Source organism: Mycobacterium asiaticum (assembly GCF_001673315.1).
Classification (GTDB): domain Bacteria; phylum Actinomycetota; class Actinomycetes; order Mycobacteriales; family Mycobacteriaceae; genus Mycobacterium; species Mycobacterium asiaticum_B.
In genome coordinates this window covers 1-1,591 of record NZ_LZLQ01000037.1, presented here as the reverse complement: position 1 = coordinate 1,591, position 1,591 = coordinate 1, and the positions used below count along the sequence as shown (strand labels likewise).

Genomic DNA, 1,591 nt, shown 5'->3' with positions numbered 1-1,591 from the left:
CGAAATTGGCGCTGACAACGGCGTAACCGGCGTTTACAACGGTGGCAGCCGCTTCAACGGTGGGTCTGGGGGCGCCGGCGGTACCGGCGGCGCCGGTGGGGTTGGTGGCGGCGGCGGACTGCTCTGGGGTAACGGCGGTAACGCCGGGAGCGGCGGGTCCGGCGGCCAGGGAGGTGACACCGGCACCTTCACCGGCACCGGAGCCAACGCCGGTGCCGGTGACGTAACTGGCATTCTCAACTTCCGCCACTTCGATGGCGGGCCTGCTGGCGCCGGCGGAACGGGTGGTGCCGGTGGCGTCGGCGGGGTTGGTGGCGCCGGCGGGCTGCTAGGGGGTAACGGCGGCAACGCCGGGGGCGGCGGTGCCGGCGGCCACGGAGGTGACGCCGGCACCCTCACCGGCACCGCCTCCGTCGCCGACGCCACAGCAGGCCTTGCCAATTCAGGCGACATCGAAGGTGGAACCGGGGGCGTCGGTGGTGATGGCGGCTCCGGTGGTGCCGGAGGCCGCGGCGGGGATGCGCAGTTGATTGGTGACGGTGGGCGCGGTGGTGATGCGGGTGCTGCCGGTCTGCCGGGCCAAGGCGGTGCGGTTAGCCCTGCCGGGTTCGGAACCCCGGGTGGCCCGGGCCTGCCTGGGAGTCCAGGAGCCTCCGGTCCTGGTGGCAATGCCGGACAGCTTTACGGCACACCGGGGGCATCCGGAGCTTCGGGATGAGGGGCTAACGGCAGCGCCCCGATCGAACGACCATCGCCAACTCATCGTGGGCACCGGTGCTGACTGCACTTAATCCTGATCTTGTTGTGCGATAAGAGATTTAATCACCCGCTACGCGTTGGTCAACGGATCTGACTTGGCGTCGACTGTGACGCTCACCGGTCCAGGTGGCAAGCGGTGTTGCCGACCCGGTGGTGTTGGGCGTCGTGGATTGTTTGGGTTTGTTTTGAGGGTGTGTGATTGGCCACGGTGTGGTGGGGGTGGTCGTAGTGTGGCGCTGCTCGGCGATGGGTTTCGGGGCCAGGATGTCGTGAAGGGAGCGGGTTTTGTCTGGTGTGGTGTGGGTGGTGCCGGAGGCGGTTGCGGTGGCGGCGGCCGATGTGGAGCGGATTGGGGTAGTGGTTCGGGCGGTGAATGCGGCGGCGGTGGTGTCGACGTCGCGGGTGGCGGTGGCTGCGGGTGATGAGGTGTCGGCGGCGGTGGCGGCGTTGTTTTCTGGTCATGGGCAGGCCTATCAGCAGTGCAGTGCTGTAGCGGAGGCATTTGAGGCGCGGTGGGCGCAGGCGGTGCAGGGCGCGGGGCAGGCGTATGCGGGTGCCGAGGCGGCCAATGTTGGGTGGTTGCAAAGCTTTGAACAGCGGGTGCTTGGTGTATTGAATGCCCACACCGAGGCGCGGTTGGGGCGTCCGCTGGTTGGTGATGGTGCTGCGGGCAGCGCGGGCAGTCCTAATGGTGGGGCGGGCGGGATTTTGTACGGCAATGGCGGTGCCGGCTACAGCCAGACCGCGGCTGGGGTCGCGGGCAGCGGCAGCTCTGTGGGTGCCAACGCCGGAGCTAGCGGCAATGCGAGCTTGGCCAGCGGCAGTGGCGACA

Annotated in this window: 1 protein-coding gene and 1 pseudogene; both read left to right on the top strand. The window is 68.6% G+C overall.

Going from position 1 to position 1,591, the window contains the following annotated elements; all coding sequences use genetic code 11:
* A pseudogene (locus tag A5636_RS26440) lies at positions 1–718 on the top strand (hypothetical protein); the annotation flags it as partial.
* A 335-nt stretch (positions 719–1,053) separates the two neighbouring features.
* A partial coding sequence (locus tag A5636_RS06385; RefSeq protein ID WP_253900515.1) for a PE family protein occupies positions 1,054–1,591 on the top strand: 538 nt, incomplete at its 3' end.